Here is a 23,415-nt window from a genome sequence, read left to right on the forward strand (position 1 = left end):
AAAGTTATTCAGAATCCTTCAAACATAAAGTGATAGAAGCCTATAGAAATGGTGAAGGTGGTTATAGTGATCTGGCAGTCAAATATAAGATAAGTAATTATGCATTAATTGCAAGATGGGTATTAGGGTATAATAATATTAAAACTACTCATAGTGGATCAGGTGGTGTCAATATTATGGCCAAAAAAACATGCTTAGATGAAAGAATTGAAATTGTTGAATATTTAATTAAGCACGAGCTTGATTATCAAGGGACCGCCCTAAAGTTCAATGTCAACTATCAACAAGTCTATACTTGGTACAAAAAGTATCAATCCTTTGGTGTTAATGGACTTCATGATAAACGTGGTCGAAAAAAAGAACCTCAGGAACTATCTGAGATTGAACAATTAAGACGTGAGAACGAAAGACTCAAAAAGGAATTACATTTAAGCGAGGCAGCCAAAGAAGTTTTCAAAAAAAAACAAGAATTGGAGGCAAGAGCCCACTTAACAAGGTTAGGAACCAAGAAACATACGAAACAATAGATTACTTTAAAGATGTTTATGATATCAAATGGCTCTGTGAACTACTAGGCATCGCCAGATCATCATACTATAAATGGTCAAACAGAATCAAACCTGCATATGAAATAAAGAATGAAGAAACACTAGAAACCATACAAACCTACTATACCCATTTTAAAAAGCGATATGGCTATAGACGTATTAGAGATAACATCAACTTGTATACTGGGACAAATCATTCTGATAACTATATTTATCGTTTAATGCGTGCCTATAACCTAAAATCTATTATCCGTCGTAAACGTCCAGGTTTCGTTAAAACAAAACCCGAACAAATTGGTGAAAATAAACTAAATAGAGTATTCACTGCATCTAATCCAAATGAGAAATGGTTAAGTGATGTCACAGAATTTAAATATGGCTATGCAGGTCAAAAACTGTATTTATGTGCGATATTAGACTTATATGATAATAGTATAGTCGCTTATCATATACATCATAGAAATGATAATCATCTGGTTTTTACAACTTTAAAAAAAACTGTAAAAAACAATCCTAATACGCACCCAATGTTTCATAGTGATCGGGGATATCAATACACGAGTAGAGCATTTAAAAGTCTATTAGATAAACACAATATTGTGCAAAGTATGTCTAGAGTAGGTAAGTGTATTGATAACGGACCAATTGAAAATTTATGGGGCATCATCAAATCTGAAATGTATTATTTAGAAACTTTTGATACATCTGAAAAACTCACAAAAGCAATTGATGATTACATTAGATTCTATAATGAAGCAAGAATTCAACGCAAATTAAAAAGCCATACACCTTTAGAATATAGGCATATGGCTATCTAATTTTATACTATTTACCGTGTCTACTTGACAAGGGGCTGTTCATTTTAGTTTTTTTTTACATTATTTTTATTAGTTGTTGAAAATTGACGAAAAGTAAAGTATACTTATATTAACGGGTTATGAAAGCCCTACCAAGAAACATAAAAACAAAGGAGAATCAAGGATGAAAAAACTGTTACTCTTAATGATGGTACTTGTTGCTGGCTTTGCGTTAGCAGCATGTGGACCAAGTTCTTATGAAATCGCAATGATCACTGATACTGGTGATATTGATGATGAATCGTTTAATCAAGGTACATGGGAAGGTATTAAAGCTTTTGCCAAAGATAATGACAAAACTCATAAATACTACCAACCAGCTGGTGAATCAACTGCAGACTATTTAGCTGCAATCGACTTAGCAGTTGCTGGTGGCGCTAAAATCGTCATTACTCCAGGTTTCTATTTTGAAGTGCCTATCTTTGAAGCACAAACTACTTACCCAGATGTAAAATTCGTAATTTTAGATGGAACACCACACAATGGTGACTATAATACAGTAGTCAAAGACAATACATTATCAGTTTTCTTTAAAGAAGAACAGGCTGGTTTCTTAGCAGCTTATGCAACTTATAAAGAAGGATTTGATCAATTAGGATTTATGGGTGGTATCGCTGTTCCAGCGGTTCAAAGATTCGGTATTGGTTGGGTAGCAGGTGCTTATCAAGCTGCTAAGGATGCAAACGATACAGATTATGCATATGATCCAACATATTACACATATTTAGGTTCATTTGGTCCAAGTGATACAACTAAAACTACTGCGTCAGCTTGGTACTCACAAGGTGTTGAAGTAATTCATGCTGCAGCTGGTGGTGCTGGTTCATCAGTAATGGCTGCTGCACAAGAAGATACAACAACAGCAAATCCTAAATGGGTTGTGGGGGTTGACTCTGACCAATCAAGTAACTCACCAAGAGTATTAACATCAGCTATGAAGGGTGTTGGACAAGCTGCAATTCAAGCATTAGAAGCATTCTATAATGATGAATTCCCAGGTGGTGAAACTTGGAATCTAGATGTAATTGCAGATGCAGTTGGTCTACCAATGGCTAACTCAAGATTTGCTACATTTACTCAAGCAAACTATACAACTGTATTTAACACATTAAAAGCTGGTACAATTACTGTCCCAACTTCTGCTGCAGAATTAGAAGCATTCATTGTTGCCTTAGGCTATGAAGTGCCTGCTGGTTTATCAGCAAAAATTGCTCCAGAAGCTTAATAATAAATTAGAAAAGATTAACGTTAAATAAGGGGGACATTCATTTGTTCCCCTTATTTAAAATAAAATTGTTGGAGGCGTTATAATGGTAATAATGAGAGGTATCACCAAAAGGTTTGGTAAATTAGTTGCCAACGATTCAGTGGACTTTGAAGTTAAAAAAGGCGAAGTTCATGCACTTTTAGGGGAAAACGGTGCAGGAAAAAGTACTTTAATGTCTATTCTTTTTGGTCTATACACACAAGATGAAGGACAAATATTTATTAATGATGAATTAGCGCTTATTAAGCATCCAAATGATGCAGCTAAATACCGTATTGGTATGGTGCATCAACACTTTAAATTAGTTGAAATATTTTCTGCATTAGATAATATTATTTTAGGATCTGAAGAAACTAAAAACTCATTTATCGTGTACAAAAATGCGCGTAAAAAAATCATGGAGATCATTGAAAAATATAATCTACACATTGATTTAGATAAAAAGATTAGTGAGTTAACCGTTGGACAGCAACAAAAAGTAGAGATTATTAAAATGCTGTACAGAGACAGCGATATTTTAATTTTTGATGAGCCAACTGCTGTTTTAACACCTCAAGAAATTAATGAATTGATTGAGATTATTAAAAACTTTGCAAAAGAAGGTAAGGCTGTTATTTTAATTTCTCATAAATTAAACGAAATTAAAATGTCCTCTGATCGTTGTACGATTTTAAGACGTGGTAAAAAAATTGCTACACTTGATGTTAAGGATGTTACTACTGAAGAGATGGCAGAACTTATGGTGGGTAGACCGTTAATCCAAGAATATGATAAGGGTAAATTCAATCCAAAAGGAAATATTTTAGAAGTAAAAGAACTTACACTTAATGGTAAAGGCAAGGATATACTAAAATCTATTAACTTTGAAGTTAGAAGTGGTGAAATTGTAGGTATAGCAGGTATTGATGGTAATGGTCAAACAGAACTAGCAAATGCACTTACTGGACTATCACCAATTTCATCTGGTTTGATTAGACTTAAAGATAAAGATATTTCAAGACTTCCTATTCGTAAACGATATGAGGCTGGCTTATCTCATATTCCGGAAGATAGACATAAATTTGGTTTAGTATTAGACTTTAAATTATCTGACAACTTAGTCTTACAAGAATATTATAAAAAACCATACTCGACTTACGGTATACTAAATCATGATATTATTGAGGAACATGCTAAAAAGTTAGTTGAAAACTATGATGTACGTTCATCCAATAGTGTTGATACGATTGCTAGAAGCATGAGCGGTGGTAATCAACAAAAAGCTATTCTTGCTAGAGAAATTGAACGTGAACATGATTTATTATTGGCATTCCAACCAACTAGAGGTCTTGATGTTGGGGCAATTGAAAATATTCATAAAAACTTAATTAAAGAACGTGATAGTGGTCGTGGTGTTTTATTAATTAGTTATGAATTAGAAGAAATATTTAACTTATCCGACCGTATCTTAGTCATGTATGAAGGCGAAATCACAGGTTCATTTAAAACAAGTGAAATCACAGCCAATGAACTTGGACTATATATGTCAGGATCTAAAAGGAGCGTATAGTTATGGACAAGCAAGAAAATAAAACAAATGTAACTTTCAAAGATAAACTAATACGCATTTTAATAAACTTATTTAATGTATTAAAACCGAGTTTAATTTCGATTGGTGTAGGTCTTTCTTTCGGGTTCATTATTATGCTAATCTTTAATCCAGGAGGAGCTTTCCCAGGTTTAATTACTTTATTAACTGGTGGACTTGGCAGTGGTATTAAAGTTGCAGGTGATATTTTATTACATGCAGCACCGATTATCTTAACCGGGGTCGCATTGGTTGTAGCATTTAAAACAGGCTTATTTAATATTGGGGCATCTGGGCAAATGATCGTAGCGGGCTATGTTGCTATTCATGTAGGTGTATTATGGAATATTCCAGCACCATTTCATTGGATGGTTGCATTATTACTAGGTACAGTTGCAGGTGCAGTTTGGGGTGCTATTCCAGGTATTTTAAAGGCATTTACAAATACAAATGAAGTTGTATCGAGTATTATGCTGAACTATATTGGTACATTCCTTGCAGTGTTTTTGATTAAAGCCAATGTATATAACGGTGCTACAGCGAAATCTTTAAACATTCAAGCTAGTGCTGAACTTCCTAGATTAGGCGCTTTATTTGGTAACTCTAAGGCAAATATTGGTATATTTATAGCGATTGCAGTGGCAGTTCTAATGTATTATGTCTTTAAGAAAACTACACTAGGTTATGAACTTAAGGCTTCAGGATTTAACCGTGAAGCAAGTCGTTATGCAGGTATGAATGCAAAGAGAAATATCGTATTATCTATGCTTATATCTGGTGCCATTGTAGGTTTAGGTGGTGCAATTCAGTTCCTAGTAATAGGTACAAACTTAGGTACTACTTATGACTTATTACCACAAGGTTTTGATGGTATCTCTGTTGCCCTTCTGGGGTTAACTGAACCAATAGGTTCAGTCTTTGCAGGTACCTTTTTAAGTTATATCAGACAAGGTGGATTCTATATGCAAGTTAATGGATTCCCACAACAAATTATTGATATTATTATTGCAGTAATTGTTTATACAACATCTATTTCTGTTGCGATTCAATTATTCTTTGCAAACTTAAAAACTAAGAGATTAATGAAGAAAGCAGCAACCTCAGAAATTGAAGGAGGTATTGAACAATGACATTAATCGTACAACTTACTTTAGTGAGTTTAGTGCCACTTTTAATTGTTGCACTAGGCGGACTCATGTCAGAAAAAAGTGGTGTTACAAACATTGCGCTAGAAGGTTTAATGTTACTTGGAGCATTTGTTGGTGTATGGGTTATACGTGACCTTCAAAACGCTACAAATCCATTACCTATGCAACTGATTTATTTAATTGGTATTGTCGTAGGTGGTATTACTGGTGGTTTATTTGCGATGACGCATGCGATTGCCTCAATTAAATTTAATGCAGACCAAACAATTTCAGCAACAGCAATTAACTTATTTGCACCTGCTTTTGCAATTTATACAGCTCGTAGCCTTCAAGGTGCTCAACAAATTCGCTTTTCTGCAGCATTTAGAATTGATAAAGTACCATTCTTAGGTGATATACCTATTATTGGTGAATGGTTTTTCCAAAAAACTTATATTAGTTTATTTATTGCGGTTGGTATATTGGCATTTGTATGGATTTTACTATACAAAACGAAATCAGGGTTAAGAATTAGAGCTGTTGGTGAAAACCCACAAGCTGCAGACGCTCAAGGTATTAATATCTATAAAATTAGATATCTATCTGTATTTGCATCAGGGATCCTAGCGGGTATTGGTGGTGTTATCTTTGTTGTTACAACCTCTGCGTCATTTGATGCAACTGTTGCAGGTATGGGGTTCTTAGCAATTGCCGTTCTTATATTTGGTAACTGGCATCCAGGCAGAATCTTACTTTCAGCGATTGTATTCGGATTCTTTAGAACCATTGCGAGTGCGTACTCAGCGATTGGATTCTTAAGAGATTTAGACCTAGATACAGAAATTTATCAAATGATACCTTTCGTAATTACATTGATTGTTCTAGCAATTACTTCAAGAAATTCTAGAGCACCTAAAGCAATTGGTCAAATTTATGAAATGGGTAAACGTTAGTTTATAAAAATATGCGTATAACTTATCTTATTTAGACGAGTTATACGCTTTATTTATATAGGACTAAAAACACATGAATTTGATAGCATTTACATGGTTTTCATGGTTGACTTATCCTTTAAACTACTTAAAATAGAATGTGAAGGAAGTGAAGCATATGTTAATAGTTATTGGCGGCATGATCGGTTTAGGTAAAACCTCAGTTGGGGAAGCACTAGCCCAAGAATTTGATGGAAAGATGTATTATGAGAGTGTAGATGATAATCCAATACTACCCCTTTATTACACAGCAACAGAAGAAGAAACCCAAAAGAAACGTTATCCTTTTTTATTACAATTATGGTTTTTAAATTCTAGATTTAAAGCACTTAAAGATGCAGCGAATCACGCTGCACAAGGGTTTTCAATTGTAGATAGATCCATATATGAAGATTGGTATTTTGCAAAGATTAATCATGATCTAGAAAGAATGAATGACTTAGAGTTTTCTATCTATAAGGAATTACTAGATAATATGATGGAAGAAATCCAAGGTTTACCTAAAAAAGCACCGGATCTTATGATATATCTAAAAGGGTCTTTTGAATCTGTAATTGATAGGATCCAAAATAGAGGACGTGCATTTGAATTAGATGAAGGTCTTAAAAGTTATTATGAACTTCTATGGAAGGGTTATGATGCTTGGTTAGAACATCATTACAGACACAGTAAAGTATATATTCTAGATACAGATAAATATAATGTGGTACACAACTTAGAACATCGTAAGATTGTATTTAACGAAATTAGAAGTATATTAGATATAAAATAAAATAGAAAACAGAGTTACCTACTTCATCTTAAACCATGAATTAGGTATCGCTGTTTTTTTATAGAAAAATAAATGATAAAATAAATTATACCAATAAAACATGAACTAAGATTGTATATTAGGTGCGAGGAGAGTTATGGTATGAAAAATCTTGCTATCTTCCAACAGGTAGCTAAATAAAAAAGGAAACCAAGTTTTAAATCCCCTAACTTAGTTTCCTTTTTTTATGTATTAAGATAAATCTTTATATTTAACAATTGGATTTCTTGCGGCTTTTGCTTCATCTAGGCGTCTTACAACCGTGTGGTGCGGCGCGTTTTTGATGAATTCAGGTTTTGAAATTGCATCACTTGCAATGATTTTCATAGTATCGATAAAGTGATCTAGTGTTTCTAAACTTTCCACTTCGGTAGGTTCAATCATTAGTGATTGACTAAAGGTTAGTGGGAAATATATCGTTGGAGCATGGATACCATAATCGAGTAGACGCTTTGCAACATCTAAGGTTTTAATATCAGTTGACTGATCGATTAGGCCATCAAAAACAAACTCATGCATCGCGTGTGCCTTTATAGGTAGTTTAAATAGGTGTTTTAAACTTTCTTTAATATAGTTTGCATTGAGTGTAGCAAGCGGACCGATTTTACCTAAATATTCTTCACCAAGCGTTCTAATATAAACGTAAGCTCTTAAGTAAACTGAGGCATTACCATAAAAGGCAGATAAGGCACCAATTGTTTCTCTTGGTGTTTCAAAATAATATGTACTACCTTCTTTATAAACAACAGGGCCAGGTAAATAGTCTTTTAAGAACGTTTTAACGCCAACCGGACCAGAACCTGGTCCACCACCACCGTGTGGTGTTGAAAAGGTTTTATGTAAGTTTAGGTGAGTAATATCAAAACCCATATCACCAGGACGAGCAATACCTAATAAAGCATTAAGGTTTGCACCATCGTAATAGAGTAATCCACCACAATCATGAATTAAATCAGCAACTTCTAAGATATCTTTTTCAAACATCCCTACGGTATTAGGATTAGTTAACATTAAGCCTGCCACGGAATCGTCCAAAGCTTCTTTTAAGGATTCAACATTAATTGTACCATCTAAATTAGATTTGACTTCAACTACATCAAATCCAGCAACCGTAGCAGAAGCAGGGTTTGTACCATGTGCTGAATCTGGAACAATAATTTTATTACGTTTTAAGTCACCTCTATCAAGGTGATACTTTTTAATGATCATTAACCCTGCGAGTTCACCTTGTGCACCAGCGTAAGTATTTAATGAATATGCATCCATACCAGTAATTTTAGATAAGTAACTACCAAGTTCAAAGTAAACTTGTAAGAAACCTTGTGACACTTGATTTGGTTGGAGCGGATGGATTTGAGAAAATCCAGGTAGTGTGGCAAGTTCATCGTTAATTTTAGGATTATACTTCATGGTACACGATCCTAAAGGATAAAAACCGGTTTCAACTCCGAAGTTTTTAAGGGATACATTTGTATAGTGTCTAACAACATCAAGCTCTGTAACTTCTGGTAAATTCGCAGCTTCATTTCTTAATAACTCTTTTGGTAATTTAACATGAGGAAAACTATCTTTTGGTAAATTATGACCAATACGACCAGGTTTAGAGATTTCAAATATTAATTTGTCATAGTATTTTGCTTTCATTTGAAGTCACCTATCACCTTAACAAAACTATCAATTTCTTGTTTACTTCGTTTTTCAGTAACAGCAAAGGTTAACAAACCATTACCTAAATCAACAGGTCCTAGAAATCCGTTTTCAACTAAATAATCATCTAAGGATTTTGTATTACCTTCGTACTTTAAGGTAAATTCATTTAAATGAGGTCGTTTAAAGGGATCTTTAAATAGAGGTAGTTTAAGTAGTTCGTGTTTTAAATAGGAAGCACCATTTAAAGATAACTGAGCAATATCAATAAAGCCTTGTTTACCTAGGCTAGATAAGTAAATTGCTACACTTAAAGCCATTAAAGACTGATTTGAACAAATATTAGAGTTTGCTTTTGCGCGTCTTATATGTTGTTCGCGTGCTTGAAGTGTTAATACAAAAGCACGTTTACCGTCAACATCAGTTGTTACCCCGCAAATTCTACCTGGCATTTTTCTAATGAGTTTCTTAGTGGTTGCTAAATATCCTGCATAAGCTCCACCAAAGGATAAAGGCATACCTAAACTTTGAAGATTTCCTGTTGCAATATCAACGCCATAAGCTTCTGGTGTTTTAAGTAGTGCTAAACTTTGTGGGTTTTGATTTAAGATAAATAATGCATTATTTTCATGTAATAAATTAGCAACACCATCCAAATTTTCAATATGACCATATTTGTTTGGATTTTGAACAATAAATGCTGCAGCATCTGTAACAAGATGCTTTAATTCGCTTAAATGGGTAACACCATGTAATTCGGGTACCATCACAAAATCAACATCTCTATAAGTACCATAAGTTTTAATGATTTCTATAGTTCTAGGATGTAGTGTTTCTGATAGAAGGACTTTTTTTCTTTTAGTTTCTGCAAGTGCCATAAACATAGCCTCAGCAGTTGCAGTAGGTCCATCATACATACTTGCGTTAGTAATATCCATACCAGTTATTTCACAAATCATGGATTGGAATTCAAATATATATTGAAGTGTTCCTTGACTAACCTCTGGCTGATAAGGTGTGTAGGATGTCAAAAACTCTTGTCTTGATGTCAGTGATTTTACTATCGAGGGTGTATAGACATCATATGCACCAAAACCTCTAAATATCGTTAGAGGTTTATTTTTACTTGAAAGTTCAATGAGTTCTTTAGTAAGTTCCAAATCAGATAATTGATTTGGAATACCATAAGGTTTATTGAATTTTAATGATTTAGGTATATGAGAAGTTAAATCATCGATATGCTTAACACCGATGGTTTCCAACATATGCTCTATATCATGTTTAGTATGTGGTAGGTATTTATGCATAGATACTACCTAGAGTGTAGCTTCGTAGTCTGTTACATTTAATAATGAATTTGCTTCTTCAGGATTTGAAATTTCAATTTCTACAATAAAGTTTCCAAATGGATCTTCATTGATCAGTTGAGGTTCTTGGTCTAAGGAAGTATTTACTGCAACTACTTTACCAGATAATGGCATATATAAATCAGATGCGATCTTTACAGATTCTACAGCTGCAAATACATCACCTTTTTTAAAAGATTGACCCACTGATGGTAAATCAAAGAATACGATATCACCTAAATGCATTGCGGCATAAGAAGAAATACCTACTTTAGCTTTATTACCTTCGATAAATACCCATTCATGTGTGTCTAAATATAATACGTCGTTTTTGTTCATGTTGATGTTCTCCCTTTTCTATACTTTATTATTTTTATTTATAAATTTTTTGTTTCTAACAACAGCTTTAACAAATTTATTTCTAATTTTTACATCTATGATTGTACCTAATTTAGCGCAATTTATGTCGATTAATGCAAATCCTAATGCTAAATTCGTAGAAGGGGATAAATAACCTGTGGTTACTTGTCCAATAAGTTGATCATCTTTATAGATTTCGTATCCAGATCTAGCAATATTCTTTTCTAGTAACTCAAATCCAACATTTTTTCTTAGTGGATTTTCTTTATACGCCAATAATGCATTTTTACCAATAAAGTCTTCCTTTTTAAAATCAACAGCAAACCCTAACCCGGCTTCTATAGGATTTATGGTTTCATTCATTTCATTACCATATAAAGGCATACCCGCTTCAAATCGAAGTGTATCTCTAGCACCTAAACCAATGGGTTTTACACCTAACTTATATAAGTCATCCCAAATCAAAGAAGCATAGGTATCATAAGTATAAATTTCAAAGCCGTCTTCACCTGTATAACCTGATCTTGAAATTAGTAATGGACCATGTTCATTATGTGTAAACATAAAGTCTGATGAATGTTTTGGTAAATCTCTAAATAATTTACTTAAAATATTAAAACTGTTTGGACCTTGAACTGCAATACAGTTAAACTTATCACTGATATTTCTTAAGTGTATATCAAATGAATGTTTTATTGAAGAAAGATGATTAAAATCTTTTTCAATATTTGAAGCATTGACTACGAGTAAAATTTGATCAGAACTAAATGGATAAACCATTAAGTCATCGATGATACCACCATCACTTTTAAGAAGGAGTGCATATTGGTTTTGATATCTTAGCTCGGTGGTTGAAGATAACACATAATTTGCATAAGCTAAAGCATCTTTACCTTCAATCAGGATTTGACCCATATGAGATACATCAAACATACCAACATCTTTTCTAACCTGATGATGTTCTAGTGCAATGGAAGTATAATATAGTGGCATTTGAAATCCACCAAAATCTATTAAGTTTGCACCCAAATCAACATGTTTTTGATATAAACTTGTTGTTTTTAAATTATCCATAAATAATTACCTTAATCCTTATGTTATGATATATCTATTATAAACGATAAGTAAGTTTTTATCGTCTAATCTAAACTTTAAAATGTTAGAATGAATTTATGAGGTGTGTGTGTTTGAAAAAGTATTTTGTCTTTTCTGATATTCATGGAAACTTAAGACCCTTAGTAGAAGCTTTACATAAAGTCGGTTTTGACATGGAAAATGAAAATCATATACTTTTATCTTTGGGGGATCATTTTGATCGTGGTGTTGAAAATTTGGAAGTATTAGGTTATTTGATGTATTTTAATAAGTTAAATAGAATCATCATGATTAGAGGTAATCATGATGATTTCTTACTGGATTTTTTAAAAGGAACTTCAGATGGCATATTTAATATTCAAAAAAACGGTTTTGGTAATACCTTAGCCCAATTAGCTAGTAAAAATGCAACCACAATACCTAAGATGAGAGATTCTATTAATGAAAGATTTCCGGATTTAATCGCACTTTTAGAATCCATGATTCACAAATTTCAGTTAGGTAAATATATATTTACCCATGCAGGTTATGCCTATAGTAATAAACAAGGATGGTATTTATATAACTTTGCATCTACACCCTATTTTTTAAAACATTTTGACACGAAAGACAATTATTATGTATTTGGTCATGCCCATGCTAAAGCTATGAATTATTACGAGTTAGGTGTTGAAAGTAATGATATTTTTGAAATGGGTAATTTTATAGGCATTGATGCGAATACTGTGTTAACTAAAGAAGTTCATGTGTTAATTTTTGACGAAGATGGAAATAGACTGTTGTAACTTATAAATAGATGTATTTGAATAAAAAAATCCGCTTAGGTTTGTCCCAGGCGGATTTCTTTATCTATATTTTAAAATACTGATTATATTTTTTCGATTAATGATTTACCAGTCATTGCTTTAGGTTTTTCAATACCTAATAAATCTAGTAATGTAGGTGCAACGTCACATAGTGCACCACTATTTAATTTGATACCTTTTTTAGTTACTACAACTGGTACTAAGTTTGTTGTATGTGCTGTATGTGGTCTACCTTCTTGATCACGCATTTGTTCTGCATTACCATGGTCAGCTAAGATGATTGCTACACCACCAAGTTCATTGATGATAAAGTCTGTAACTTTACCAACACACTCAACAGTCACTTCAACTGCCTTTTTGGTAGCTTCGATATTACCTGTATGTCCAACCATGTCTGGGTTTGCGAAGTTAAGGATCATTGTTTGATACTCGCCTGTTTTTAATTCTGCAATAACTTTATCAGTTAATTCATATGCTGACATTTCAGGTTTTAGATCATATGTTGGAACCTTTGGTGATTCCGCTAGAATTCTAGTTGAGTTTGATAAAGGTACTTCTTTACCTCCATCAAAGAAGAAGGTAACGTGTGGATATTTTTCTGTTTCAGCTGCACGGATTTGTTTGAAACCATTTTTCTCAATAACTTCACCATATAGATCATCAAATGTTTGAAGTTCGAATGCCAAAGGTCCTTTAACAGTTTCTTTATAATGCATCATTGATACTAAGAAGATGTTTTTGGGTGCTTTAGAAACATTTAACATTGGTTTACCATCTGTGTAAATTGTTTTAGCAGCACTTGGATTAGATAATGCAGTTGCAATACGAATTGCTCTGTCAGGTCTAAAGTTTGCAAAGATGACGGCATCATCATTTTCAATAAGACCTTTTTCGTTTACGATAAATGGTTTAATGAATTCATCTTGGATGCCACTCTTGTAACTAGATTCAATACCATCCAGTGCACTGTTAAAGTGTGGGCCATCACCTAATGTCATAGCATCAAATGCTAATTGAATACGGTCCCAGTTGTTATCTCTATCCATTGCATAATATCTACCTGAAACTGTTGCTACATTAAAACCATAATCTACTAATGTTTTAACAAAACCATATCCAGATTCTTGTGGCGTATCACGGCCATCAGTAAATACATGCAGGTAAGTTTTATCTAAGATGTTTTGTTGTTTAGCAAAATCATATAATGCTAAATAGTGTCCCATTTGAGCATGTACTCCACCATCAGAAACTAGACCCATGATGTGTAATTTAGAATTATGTTTCTTAGCATGTGCAACTGCATCTAAAAATGCTTGGTTCTTAAAAAAGGAACCATCTTTAATAGCAACATTAATTCTAGAAAGTGATTGCCAAACAATACGTCCAGCACCTAAGTTTAAGTGACCCACTTCACTATTACCCATTTGTCCTTCTGGTAACCCAACAGCCTCACCAGATGTTACTAGTGTACTATTTGGATATTCTTTAAGTAAGTTGTCTAAATATGTTGTATCTGCAAGAGTTACAGAGTTTGAATCAGATGCTGGAGCTATACCAAGACCATCCATGATAATTAAAGCTGCAAATTTTTCTTTCATATATATACCTCGTTTCTATTTCAATAGTATTATACTATACTTTGTAAAACGTTTAATTATTTTATATATATGAAAGGGCATACATTTTTAAAATATTAAAAATATGTAAAAAATGAGCATATCTAAGCTGCTAAAGTATGCTAAATATAGATTGTGAAAATCCCATAATTAATATATTTAAAACCACATTTAAATTCTAATAAGTTTAAAATTATCGTTTCTTTGGTATATATTTGTATATGATGTTATAATTTCTACGAATCCAATTAAATCATCTTCGGGGCGAGGCGCAATTCCTCACCGGCAGTTAAAGTCTGCGAGCAAATTTACATTTGCAGGATCCTGTGTAATTCAGGTACCGACAGTATAGTCTGGATGAGAGAAGAAAATTATTCCTTTTTTAGGTATTTTTGGTTACCCGAACTTTATTTTGTTGGGTAACTTTTTATTTACTAAGGAGGTTGCCACATGCAACAAATTATAGAGTTTCTACAAAATAATATGCAAATTATAGAGATAAGTTTAATTACTATCTTTGCGATTGCATTAATCATCTTATTTATCTTTGCTTTTAAAGTTGAAGGTAAACTAGAAAGTCATACTAAGAGAGTGAAAAAAATGGTTACAATATCCATTTTATCTGCAATCAGTGTGATACTTTATTATTTCATAAAGTTCCCGCTTGGCTGGATACTGCCATTTATTCCACAATTTTTGGATATACAGTTCTCAGCACTTCCAATTTATATTGGTGGATTCATGTTTGGTCCAATTAGTGGGAGTATTATTGCTATTATAAGGTTCATAGTGAAGTTACCGGGATCCACTACACTAGGTACAGGAGAACTAGCCGACTTACTTATTGGACTTGCTACTGTATTAGTATCCTCAATAATGTATCATAAAAATAAGACGAAAAGAACTGCGAGAACAGCTTCAATTTCAATTGTTTTTGTTTGGGTTATTGCAGCTGTTTTATCTAACTGGTTATTCATATTACCTTTTTATATGAATCTTTACGGTTTTGATGCCGTCTTAGGCATGTTAACAGTTATACCGGGTGTGAATGAACAAAATTATATGTTGTTGTATATTTTATATGCAGTTATACCGTTTAACATTATTTTGTCAGGTATGGTAAGTTTCTTAACCTTTGTTTTATACAAACGTTTATCAATTGTTTATAAAAAGATTTAGTTAAATATTCTATAATTAGAGTAAGTATGCGTTTTCATTGCAACATTACTTTCACTAAAGGTTTAATTATTGTATAATATAGATGGAAAAATTCTATAAAAAATTTTATAAAGGAGAATTAAAATATGCCATTTATTACAAGCGTATATGCTAGAGAAGTACTTGATAGCCGTGGTAACCCAACTGTTGAAGTTGAAATCGTTACAGACTCAGGTGCATTTGGTAGAACATTAGTACCATCAGGTGCTTCAACAGGTGAACACGAAGCTGTTGAATTACGTGACGGTGATAAATCACGTTACTTAGGTAAAGGTGTTTTAAAGGCTGTTGAAAATGTTAATGACATTATCGGACCAGCAATCTTAGGAGATTCAGTTTTAGATCAAGTAGCTCTTGATAGAAAATTAATCGCTTTAGATGGTACAAAAAACAAAGGTAAATTAGGTGCAAACGCTATTTTAGGTGTTTCAATTGCTGCTGCTAAAGCTGCTGCTGATTTATTAAACCTTGAATTATACCAATACTTAGGCGGATTTAACGCTAAACAATTACCAGTTCCAATGATGAACATCATCAATGGTGGTGCACACTCAGATGCTCCAATCGATTTCCAAGAATTTATGGTTTTCCCAGTAGGCGCACCTTCATTTAAAGAAGCAATCCGTTGGGGAGCTGAAATCTTCCATGCTTTAAAAGCTATTTTAAAGAAAAAAGGTCTTTCAACTGCAGTAGGTGATGAAGGTGGATTTGCTCCAAACTTAGCATCTAATGAAGATACAATCGATAACATTTTAGAAGCTATTAAAAATGCTGGTTATAAAGCTGGTGAAGAAGTATTTATCGGTTTTGACGTAGCTGCTTCAGAATTCTTTGACAAAGCTAAAGGTAAATATGTATTCAAAAAATCTACAAAAGAAGAATTTACTTCTGCTGAATTAGTAGAATACTATGCTGGATTAGTTCAAAAATACCCAATTATCTCAATTGAAGATGGTATGGATGAAAATGACTGGGATGGCTGGAAGTTATTAACTGACAAATTAGGTTCAAAAATCCAATTAGTTGGGGATGACCTATTTGTTACAAACACTGAATATCTTGCAAGAGGTATCAAAACAAATACAGCAAACTCAATTTTAGTTAAAGTAAACCAAATTGGTACATTAACTGAAACATTTGACGCAATCGAAATGGCTAAACGTGCTGGTTATACAGCAGTTATCTCACACCGTTCAGGTGAAACAGAAGATACAACAATTGCTGATATCGCTGTTGCTGCAAACACAGGACAAATTAAAACTGGTTCAGCTTCACGTACAGACCGTGTTGCTAAATACAACCAATTAATGCGTATTGAAGATCAACTAGGTGAAGATGCTGTTTACTTAGGTAAAGATTCATTCTACAACCTAAAAAAATAATTATTAAAATATAAGCGTAAAGTGCTGCAATTAATTTGCAGCACTTTTTATTTAGAAGAGAAAGAATATATATTTTATATATAAAATCCATATTCTTTCGATGAGTGTCTGTTATCATGTTATAATATTTAGTGATAGACATAGAATTAAACATATACATTATGGGGGTAATCATATGAGAATAGCGCTCATTGCACATGATAAAAAGAAAGAGTTAATGATTCAATTTGCTAAAGATCATGAAGACTATTTATCAAACCATACACTATACGCAACAGGTACAACTGGTAAACGTATTATGGAAAACACAAAACTCAAAGTAAATTTAAAAAAATCAGGTCCACTAGGTGGTGACCAAGAAATTGGTTCAATGATTGCTAATGGTAAACTTGATTTAGTATTTTTCTTTAGAGACCCATTAACTGCACAACCACATGAACCTGATGTATCTGCATTATTAAGACTTTGCGATGTTTATGATGTTCCATTAGCAACTAATAATGCTGCAGCGGACTTGTTTATCAAACACTTAAAAGGGAAGTAATCTATATGAAACAAGAGTTCACACCTAAAGAACTCCAAAAGATGGAGCAACAAAGACGTAAAAAAAGAAATGTGAAAGACTTTATTAATAAGGATTATATTGATGAAAAAGGTGATGCCATTGTTGATGTAGTCATCAATGATCGCAGTCAGCTCTTTTCACCATATTCTAATAAGATGTTATTAAAAAATGAAATATTTACGTACTTAGATACAATCGCCGATCCGATTCCTAATATTTATCCATTAGTGATTAATTTTATTGTTACAGACTTATCAATGATTAACCAAGAATATGTTAAAGAAGCCTTAAAAAGATATTACTGGTTTAGTTATAAGGCAATGGAATCTAAACTAAAAAGAGATTTTATATTTATATTTGTTTATTTTATACTAGGTTTATTATTAATCATTGGATTTAACTTAATTAATTTTAATGAACTAGGTATAAATTCAACTTGGCAAAGCGTTATAGATAGTGTGATTACTATCTTTGTATGGGTTATTGTTTGGGAAGCTATTTCCCAACTCATCATTGGTCGTAAAGAAAAAAAGGATGAAATGCTTAACGAAAAGCAAATGGCTCTAGCTGAAATCAAGTTTTATGAAAGTTTAAGTGATGCAGATACTAAAGTCAATTAACAAAAATGAGAAAAGAGGTGTCTGACACCATGAATAAAAAATTTATTAAATGGTTTTATGACCAAAAAAATATACAAGTATCTTATGAACTTGTAAAAGAAGTATATAAAGAGAAAACCGATGAGTTATTAGAATCACATAAAGAGTATTTTGATATTATAGATAAAGTATACATCCAATTAAAAAAGCGCTATGCATTAGGAAAAATTACGATCAAAAGAACTATCGCTTTTTTAATGATGTCAGAAGGTTTAAAAGATATTGCTATTGATTTATTTGATTTAAATGGGGCGATGGAAAGTGATATTGTACTTGCAGATATTGTAGGATACAACCCATATATTAAAGAGATTATTCACTCAAATTTAACTAAGTTAATCGCAGACGTTAAAATACGTAGTGATAAGAAGATGAGATTTGATGCGAATGAAGCTCAAAATAAATTAATTATTGTGAAAGATGTACCAGATTATCTAGTAGACGGACATGTTGTGCTACTTGATGTAACTGAAGTTACAAGAACTCGAATATTTACTAAATTTAGAGAAGTTATAGGTCATAAAAACGATCCAGACATGGAAATTGTTAAGATTGTTTATGAATATGAATGGCCACTTAAATTTAGTAAAGAAGTATTAAATGAACTACATCATATCCAAATCGATCATGATTATGAACGTAAAACAAGAAGAGATATCACAGATAAATTAGTTGTAACAATAGATGGTGCAGATGCAAAAGACTTAGATGATGCGATTAGTTTAGAATATTTAGAAAATGGTAATTTTAAGCTAGGTGTTCATATCGCAGACGTCTCATATTTTGTAAGAGAATGTAGCTATTTAAATGAAGCGGCTTATAATCGTGCAACATCAGTATACTTAGCAGATAGAGTGATTCCTATGATACCTCATGGTTTAAGCAATGATTTATGTAGTTTAAATCCAAATGAAAATAAATATACGATTACTTGTGAAATGGAATTAAACCCTGAAATAGAAGTGGTTAGTTATGATATTTATGCATCCATTATCCAAAGTAAACATCGCCTAACCTATCATGATGTGAATCAACTATTTAAAGAAGATCAATCTACGGGTTTTAAGGAAGTAGATAAGATGTTAATTACGATGAATGAGATTGCTCAAAAGTTAAAACAAATACGTCAAGAACGTGGTGCGATTGATTTTAATTCTACAGAACTTAAATTTGTATTAGATGTCAATGGTGATGTTTTAGGTGTTGAAGAGCGCACCACAGATGAGGCAGAAGCATTAATTGAATCCTTCATGATACTTGCAAATGAAACAGTCTCAAGACATTTCTTCTTTAATGATTTACCAGGTATTTATCGAATTCATGAAAAGCCTACCTCAGAAAAATTAGATATTGCTTTTGAATCCAGTGCTAAACTCGGTTTTAGAGTTGATCAAAGTGCTAAATCAAGCGCTCAAAAACTTCAAAGATTAACAAAAAAAGTTGTAGACACGCCTTACGAATATATTATTAATATGATTTTATTAAGAAGTATGCAAAAAGCAATATATTCAGAAAAACCAATTGGCCACTTTGGTCTAGGTAGTGCGTATTACTCACACTTTACATCGCCAATTAGAAGATATCCAGACCTTTTACTACATCGTATGATTAGAGACTTAATCCTAAATAATCCGGATGCTGAAACCCTTAAAAAATTAAAGAAACACTATAGAGATTTAATGCCTTCATATTCAGAGCATACGTCTAATCAAGAACGTCAAGCTGTAAACATGGAACGCGAAGTCAATAAATTAAAGAGTCGTCAATATATGACACAGTTTATTAATCAGTCTTTTGATGGACAAATTGTATCTATGATGCCAAGTGGATTCTTTGTGAAATTAGAAAATGGTATTGAAGGATTAGTGAACGTTAGAAACGTAAATCAATATTTAATCTATGATGATGAAGCACTCTTATTTTATACAGAACGTGGTAAGAGATACCGATTAGGTGATAAAATTAGAGTAAAGCTCATTAAAGTAGATGAAGTAGAAAACAATATCGACTTTACAATTGATCCACAAAACAAAGCAGAAGACTATAAAACACATAAAACAAGTACATCTAAGGTTAAACGTAAACCCAATCCGGCAGATATGGGAAAATCTAGAAGCGCTAAATCTAAAGCACCAATAAGGGGTAAAAAAGGATTTGGACCTAAGAAAAAAAGATAGTACACAAAGGAATCTCATATGAAAATTATTACTCAAAATAAAAAAGCACATTTTGAATATTTTATTGAACAAAAATTTGTGGCTGGTATTAAACTTCAAGGTAGTGAAGTTAAAAGTATCAGGGCAGGTAAATGTTCAATCAATGAAGCCTATATCACATTTAGAAATGGAGAAGTTTTTATCTTAAACATGCACATTGCAAAATTTGATGCATCCTCTATTTTTAATCATGAAGAAACAAGAACTAGAAAACTGTTATTAAATCGAAGTGAAATTGATAAGCTAATGGGATCACAAACTAGAGATGGTATGACAATTATTCCTCTAACTGTAGAACTTCATGAAGGTTTAATTAAAGTTGTCATAGCTCTTGCTAAAGGTAAAAAGTTGTTTGATAAACGTGAAACGATTAAAGAACGTGATATTAAACGTGAACAACAACAATCACTTAAAGGTAAAATAAGATGAACCAAAAAATAAAAGTGGGATTAATGCTTGGTGGCGGTGGTGCAAAGGGAAGTTACCAACTAGGTGTCATCAAGGCATTAGAAGAATTAAATCTCTTAAAACACATTGATGTAATATCAGGTGTTTCAATAGGTGCAATCAACACACTTTTATTAATGAGCAAAAAAAGCCATAAAGAAATGGTCAAGATTTGGGATATCATGGACTCGGAAAATGTCTTTGGTTCAAAACAATCTATCTTAAAAGATAAAAGACTTTATGATTTTAGACCGGTTGCAGAAAAGTTAATTGAAAGTGTAGATCTTAAACGCATTAAAAGATCTAAGTATCAAGGTTTTGCAACTGCAGCACGTATTTATGATAAGGAATCATTTATACATCAAATTAAAACAGATACCATGGAAAAGAAAGTATTTAATTTAAATGAAGTAGAAGATCCCTTCATTTCAGTGATGGCATCCTCTTCAATTCCACTGGTATTTGGTCCAACAACTATTGGCGAACATAAATATGTAGACGGTGGTGTTATTGATAACTATCCTGTACAACCTTTAATTGATGCAGGGTGCAACTTTATTTTTGCAATTGCATTAGATGACTGGTTTAATCCACATATTTATGATAATCATGATATTACAATTGTTAACTTTACATCCACATCTGCATTTGAATCCAATCGTTTAGCAGATATGTTAGATGTTGTGAAGTTTAATCCGGAATTTAAAACTGAAAAAGAAGAACTTGGATACTATGTGGCTAAAACAATGATCTCAAAAATGATAGATGAACGCATGATCAAGCGTTCCTTTGGCTTTACATCCTTTATAAAAAAGACTGGGTTTAAAGTTTTAGAACTATCCAAATTTGAAGAGATGTTTGTGAAACATCGAAAACTTCAGGAACGATCAAAACTAAAGAAAATGATTAAAGAAAATAAAAAGTTAAGAAAAAGTAAAAAAGGGGTAGAAAAAGTAAATGAATGAATTAGATATTATACGTTTTATACAAGGTATTAGAAATTCTTTTTTAGATACACTCATGGAACTCTTAACAGAGTTAGGTGATCAGCTCGTATTTATTGCAATTGCTTTGGTGATTTATTGGTTTTTTAATAAAAGGATAGCATTTAAACTGGTATTTGTTTTTATAAGTAGTGCTATTGTAAATGAACTATTAAAGGGTATTATTGCAAGAAATAGACCGTATGTAGAAGACCCTTCACTTGGAGTAGGTACCCTCACACATGGATATAGTTTCCCTTCAGGACATGCTCAAAATACAGGTGTCATTACAACTGTATTGTACAAGAATTATTCAAATAAATCTAAATGGTTAAAATGGGTATTACTAGCTGCAATAATCATAGTACCATTTACCCGTATGTACTTGGGGCAACACTACCTAACTGACGTCCTTGCAGGTTTGGCATTAGGTATTGTTATAGCACTAGGAGTTTCTGTATTAGTTGATATGATGGGTGATAAAGAACACTTGTTTGGATTACTCATTACAATTCCTTTAGTTCTTATTGTATTTATTATTTCAAGTTTTGGACAAACATATGAAGAACTTAAGAATCTATTTGTTGCAGTGGGTGGATTAACTGGATTCTTTGTAGGTTATGCAGTAGATAAACTCTATATCCAATATAATGACTTACCAAAAGGTATTAAGGTATTATATAGAGCACTTGTAGGGGCTTTAATTGTTGGCGCTTTCTATTTAGGGTTAAGTTTCTTATTTGATATGATTGCAGTTGATAATTTATACCTAGATTTTGTTAGATACCTATTTGTAGGTTTTGGTGGTAGTGCAATTTCTATGTTTGTATTCAAAATGTTAAAGGTGTAGTATGGTATTTCATAAATCGTTTAAAGAGTTAACTAAAGAAGAACTTGTTGAAATATTTAAACTAAGACAAACTGTTTTTATGGTTGAACAAGAAATTATTGAAGTTGATATTGACGACCATGATCTTGTATGTGAACATTTATTTATTAAAAAAGATGGAAAAATTGTTTCATATGCTAGGCTTATAGAAGAAAAAGAAGAACTTTATATTGGTAGAGTCGCTACCCTAAAAGAATATAGAAAAATAGGTTTTTCCACTGAAATCATAAAATACTTACAAGAAAAACATGATGTACTTGCTGTAAGTAGTCAAGATGTTAGAATAGACTTCTATAAAAAATTAGATTTTAAAGTCGTTGGAAGAAAATATAAAGATGCAGGTATTTGGCATCAAAAAATGGTCTATATTAAGTAGATCATTTTTCACTTGTATCCGTAGCTTAACTGGATAAAGCATTCCCCTCCGAAGGGAAAGAGTGTCAGTTCAAACCTGATCGGATACACCATTATTGTTTATTTAAGTCTTGACTATTAATTAATATTTTCGAGAGGAAAAAATGTCTAAAAGAGTTTGTTTTGTACTGATGTTAACTTTACTAACACTTTTAATCTACTTAGTTTTTAAAATTAAGTTTATGTCATATACATCAATCGTTATCCTTATAGTATCTACATTACTACTCGATATCGTATACACTTATAAAAAACCTAAATACAGTAAGGTATTGGTTATCTCTAATTTATTATCAACAGTGATATTTAGTGTATATATAGTAGTTGCTATAAATGAAAATCCACCAGTAAATGCAGGCGATTTTTTATTATTACCAATCTTGTTATTTATTGTGTCATTTTCAATAATTATCACAACTCATTTGGCAATGATTATAAAATTACTTTTAGACTCACAAAAAACGTCTTAAATTTATATTTGGTGTATGTTTTTGTATTAAGGTTCGCGCTAACTATTATATTTTTAGGGCCGGAAACACCACCAATTAATTGAAGATGTTTTATTACACCAACTATTTTAAATATCTTTTAAAAACACTAAGC

At 32.3% G+C, this 23,415-nt stretch carries 22 protein-coding genes, 1 tRNA gene and 1 riboswitch; of the genes, 18 read left to right on the forward strand and 5 right to left on the reverse strand.

Annotated elements, in window-relative coordinates; translation table 11 throughout:
- The 7 genes from IY230_RS00020 to IY230_RS00050 all read left to right on the forward strand — a co-directional run.
- On the forward strand, positions 1–527 hold a 527-nt coding region (locus IY230_RS00020), incomplete at its 5' end, for a helix-turn-helix domain-containing protein (RefSeq protein ID WP_196369308.1).
- Positions 524–1,366 (forward strand): IS3 family transposase, encoded by an 843-nt coding sequence (locus tag IY230_RS00025; protein ID WP_308705575.1) that lies wholly within the window; start codon positions 524–526, stop codon positions 1,364–1,366. The genes IY230_RS00020 and IY230_RS00025, both read left to right, overlap by 4 nt.
- Positions 1,367–1,529: 163 nt before the next feature.
- Positions 1,530–2,630, forward strand: a complete 1,101-nt coding sequence (locus IY230_RS00030; RefSeq protein ID WP_196369309.1) for a BMP family lipoprotein — start codon at positions 1,530–1,532, stop codon at positions 2,628–2,630.
- Between the two features lie 85 nt (positions 2,631–2,715).
- Complete coding sequence (locus tag IY230_RS00035; protein ID WP_196369310.1) at positions 2,716–4,221, forward strand: ABC transporter ATP-binding protein; 1,506 nt, start codon at positions 2,716–2,718, stop codon at positions 4,219–4,221.
- A gap of 2 nt (positions 4,222–4,223) precedes the next feature.
- Positions 4,224–5,369: an ABC transporter permease gene (locus IY230_RS00040; RefSeq protein WP_196369311.1), complete on the forward strand. Its 1,146-nt coding sequence runs from the start codon at positions 4,224–4,226 to the stop codon at positions 5,367–5,369.
- On the forward strand, positions 5,366–6,319 hold the full coding sequence (locus tag IY230_RS00045; RefSeq protein ID WP_196369312.1) for an ABC transporter permease: 954 nt from the start codon (positions 5,366–5,368) through the stop codon (positions 6,317–6,319). Before IY230_RS00040 ends, IY230_RS00045 begins: the two co-directional genes overlap by 4 nt.
- 157 nt (positions 6,320–6,476) lie before the next feature.
- Positions 6,477–7,130: a deoxynucleoside kinase gene (locus tag IY230_RS00050; protein ID WP_196369313.1), complete on the forward strand. Its 654-nt coding sequence runs from the start codon at positions 6,477–6,479 to the stop codon at positions 7,128–7,130.
- A 231-nt stretch (positions 7,131–7,361) separates the two neighbouring features.
- Here the strand turns inward: IY230_RS00050 and gcvPB are convergent, their stop codons facing one another.
- Genes gcvPB through gcvT form a run of 4 tightly spaced genes read right to left on the reverse strand, consistent with a single transcriptional unit; the run spans position 7,362 to position 11,596 of the window.
- Positions 7,362–8,813 (reverse strand): aminomethyl-transferring glycine dehydrogenase subunit GcvPB, encoded by a 1,452-nt coding sequence (gcvPB, locus tag IY230_RS00055; protein WP_196369314.1) that lies wholly within the window; start codon positions 8,811–8,813, stop codon positions 7,362–7,364.
- Positions 8,810–10,123 carry an aminomethyl-transferring glycine dehydrogenase subunit GcvPA gene (gcvPA, locus tag IY230_RS00060; protein WP_196369315.1) on the reverse strand — a complete coding sequence of 438 codons (1,314 nt, stop codon included), beginning with the start codon at positions 10,121–10,123 and terminating at the stop codon, positions 8,810–8,812. The genes gcvPB and gcvPA overlap by 4 nt, the downstream gene beginning before the upstream one ends.
- A 9-nt stretch (positions 10,124–10,132) precedes the next feature.
- Positions 10,133–10,501 (reverse strand): glycine cleavage system protein GcvH, encoded by a 369-nt coding sequence (gene gcvH, locus IY230_RS00065; protein WP_196369316.1) that lies wholly within the window; start codon positions 10,499–10,501, stop codon positions 10,133–10,135.
- An 18-nt stretch (positions 10,502–10,519) separates the two neighbouring features.
- Entirely contained in the window at positions 10,520–11,596 is a 1,077-nt protein-coding gene (gene gcvT, locus IY230_RS00070) for a glycine cleavage system aminomethyltransferase GcvT (RefSeq protein ID WP_196369317.1), read from the reverse strand.
- A 113-nt stretch (positions 11,597–11,709) separates the two neighbouring features.
- Here gcvT and IY230_RS00075 point away from each other — a divergent pair, with 113 nt between their 5' ends.
- Positions 11,710–12,402: a metallophosphoesterase gene (locus IY230_RS00075; RefSeq protein WP_196369318.1), complete on the forward strand. Its 693-nt coding sequence runs from the start codon at positions 11,710–11,712 to the stop codon at positions 12,400–12,402.
- A gap of 83 nt (positions 12,403–12,485) precedes the next feature.
- Here IY230_RS00075 and gpmI read toward each other — a convergent pair whose 3' ends face one another.
- Positions 12,486–14,021 (reverse strand): 2,3-bisphosphoglycerate-independent phosphoglycerate mutase, encoded by a 1,536-nt coding sequence (gene gpmI, locus IY230_RS00080; protein WP_196369319.1) that lies wholly within the window; start codon positions 14,019–14,021, stop codon positions 12,486–12,488.
- 269 nt (positions 14,022–14,290) lie between these two features.
- Positions 14,291–14,412, forward strand: a riboswitch (FMN riboswitch).
- Between the two features lie 77 nt (positions 14,413–14,489).
- On the opposite strand from gpmI, the gene IY230_RS00085 reads away from it, so the two are divergent.
- The 10 genes from IY230_RS00085 (at position 14,490) to IY230_RS00130 (ending at position 22,865) form a co-directional block, all read left to right on the forward strand.
- Entirely contained in the window at positions 14,490–15,218 is a 729-nt protein-coding gene (locus IY230_RS00085; RefSeq protein ID WP_196369320.1) for an ECF transporter S component, read from the forward strand.
- Between the two features lie 125 nt (positions 15,219–15,343).
- Complete coding sequence (eno, locus tag IY230_RS00090; RefSeq protein WP_069581209.1) at positions 15,344–16,639, forward strand: phosphopyruvate hydratase; 1,296 nt, start codon at positions 15,344–15,346, stop codon at positions 16,637–16,639.
- Positions 16,640–16,814: 175 nt separating this feature from the next.
- The gene (locus IY230_RS00095; protein WP_196369321.1) at positions 16,815–17,183 is read left to right on the forward strand and encodes a methylglyoxal synthase; all 369 of its coding nucleotides are present in this window, start codon (positions 16,815–16,817) and stop codon (positions 17,181–17,183) included.
- 5 nt (positions 17,184–17,188) lie between these two features.
- Positions 17,189–17,824: a hypothetical protein gene (locus IY230_RS00100; RefSeq protein ID WP_196369322.1), complete on the forward strand. Its 636-nt coding sequence runs from the start codon at positions 17,189–17,191 to the stop codon at positions 17,822–17,824.
- Between the two features lie 5 nt (positions 17,825–17,829).
- Positions 17,830–20,040: a ribonuclease R gene (rnr, locus tag IY230_RS00105; protein ID WP_269059422.1), complete on the forward strand. Its 2,211-nt coding sequence runs from the start codon at positions 17,830–17,832 to the stop codon at positions 20,038–20,040.
- Between the two features lie 18 nt (positions 20,041–20,058).
- A complete protein-coding gene (smpB, locus tag IY230_RS00110; protein WP_196369324.1) occupies positions 20,059–20,508 on the forward strand; it encodes an SsrA-binding protein SmpB in 450 nt (149 codons plus the stop codon).
- Complete coding sequence (locus tag IY230_RS00115) at positions 20,505–21,491, forward strand: patatin-like phospholipase family protein (RefSeq protein WP_196369325.1); 987 nt, start codon at positions 20,505–20,507, stop codon at positions 21,489–21,491. Before smpB ends, IY230_RS00115 begins: the two co-directional genes overlap by 4 nt.
- A complete protein-coding gene (locus IY230_RS00120) occupies positions 21,484–22,359 on the forward strand; it encodes a phosphatase PAP2 family protein (protein WP_196369326.1) in 876 nt (291 codons plus the stop codon). The genes IY230_RS00115 and IY230_RS00120 overlap by 8 nt, the downstream gene beginning before the upstream one ends.
- 1 nt (position 22,360) lies before the next feature.
- The gene (locus IY230_RS00125; protein ID WP_196369327.1) at positions 22,361–22,774 is read left to right on the forward strand and encodes a GNAT family N-acetyltransferase; all 414 of its coding nucleotides are present in this window, start codon (positions 22,361–22,363) and stop codon (positions 22,772–22,774) included.
- A 14-nt stretch (positions 22,775–22,788) separates the two neighbouring features.
- Positions 22,789–22,865 (forward strand) — tRNA-Arg (locus tag IY230_RS00130).
- Positions 22,866–23,415: the final 550 nt, after the last annotated feature.

It is taken from the genome of Acholeplasma laidlawii (genome assembly GCF_015709225.1).
Classification (GTDB): domain Bacteria; phylum Bacillota_I; class Bacilli_A; order Acholeplasmatales; family Acholeplasmataceae; genus Acholeplasma; species Acholeplasma laidlawii_A.

Coding starts and splice junctions, on each gene's coding strand:
- eno (WP_069581209.1), top strand. CDS start 15,344: ATGCCATTTATTACAAGCGTATATGCTAGAGAAGTACTTGATAGCCGT.
- IY230_RS00115 (WP_196369325.1), top strand. CDS start 20,505: ATGAACCAAAAAATAAAAGTGGGATTAATGCTTGGTGGCGGTGGTGCA.
- IY230_RS00040 (WP_196369311.1), top strand. CDS start 4,224: ATGGACAAGCAAGAAAATAAAACAAATGTAACTTTCAAAGATAAACTA.
- gcvH (WP_196369316.1), bottom strand. CDS start 10,501: ATGAACAAAAACGACGTATTATATTTAGACACACATGAATGGGTATTT.
- IY230_RS00050 (WP_196369313.1), top strand. CDS start 6,477: ATGTTAATAGTTATTGGCGGCATGATCGGTTTAGGTAAAACCTCAGTT.
- gpmI (WP_196369319.1), bottom strand. CDS start 14,021: ATGAAAGAAAAATTTGCAGCTTTAATTATCATGGATGGTCTTGGTATA.
- IY230_RS00085 (WP_196369320.1), top strand. CDS start 14,490: ATGCAACAAATTATAGAGTTTCTACAAAATAATATGCAAATTATAGAG.
- IY230_RS00095 (WP_196369321.1), top strand. CDS start 16,815: ATGAGAATAGCGCTCATTGCACATGATAAAAAGAAAGAGTTAATGATT.
- IY230_RS00100 (WP_196369322.1), top strand. CDS start 17,189: ATGAAACAAGAGTTCACACCTAAAGAACTCCAAAAGATGGAGCAACAA.
- IY230_RS00035 (WP_196369310.1), top strand. CDS start 2,716: ATGGTAATAATGAGAGGTATCACCAAAAGGTTTGGTAAATTAGTTGCC.
- IY230_RS00030 (WP_196369309.1), top strand. CDS start 1,530: ATGAAAAAACTGTTACTCTTAATGATGGTACTTGTTGCTGGCTTTGCG.
- IY230_RS00120 (WP_196369326.1), top strand. CDS start 21,484: ATGAATGAATTAGATATTATACGTTTTATACAAGGTATTAGAAATTCT.
- gcvPB (WP_196369314.1), bottom strand. CDS start 8,813: ATGAAAGCAAAATACTATGACAAATTAATATTTGAAATCTCTAAACCT.
- smpB (WP_196369324.1), top strand. CDS start 20,059: ATGAAAATTATTACTCAAAATAAAAAAGCACATTTTGAATATTTTATT.
- IY230_RS00045 (WP_196369312.1), top strand. CDS start 5,366: ATGACATTAATCGTACAACTTACTTTAGTGAGTTTAGTGCCACTTTTA.
- rnr (WP_269059422.1), top strand. CDS start 17,830: ATGAGAAAAGAGGTGTCTGACACCATGAATAAAAAATTTATTAAATGG.
- gcvPA (WP_196369315.1), bottom strand. CDS start 10,123: ATGCATAAATACCTACCACATACTAAACATGATATAGAGCATATGTTG.
- gcvT (WP_196369317.1), bottom strand. CDS start 11,596: ATGGATAATTTAAAAACAACAAGTTTATATCAAAAACATGTTGATTTG.
- IY230_RS00125 (WP_196369327.1), top strand. CDS start 22,361: ATGGTATTTCATAAATCGTTTAAAGAGTTAACTAAAGAAGAACTTGTT.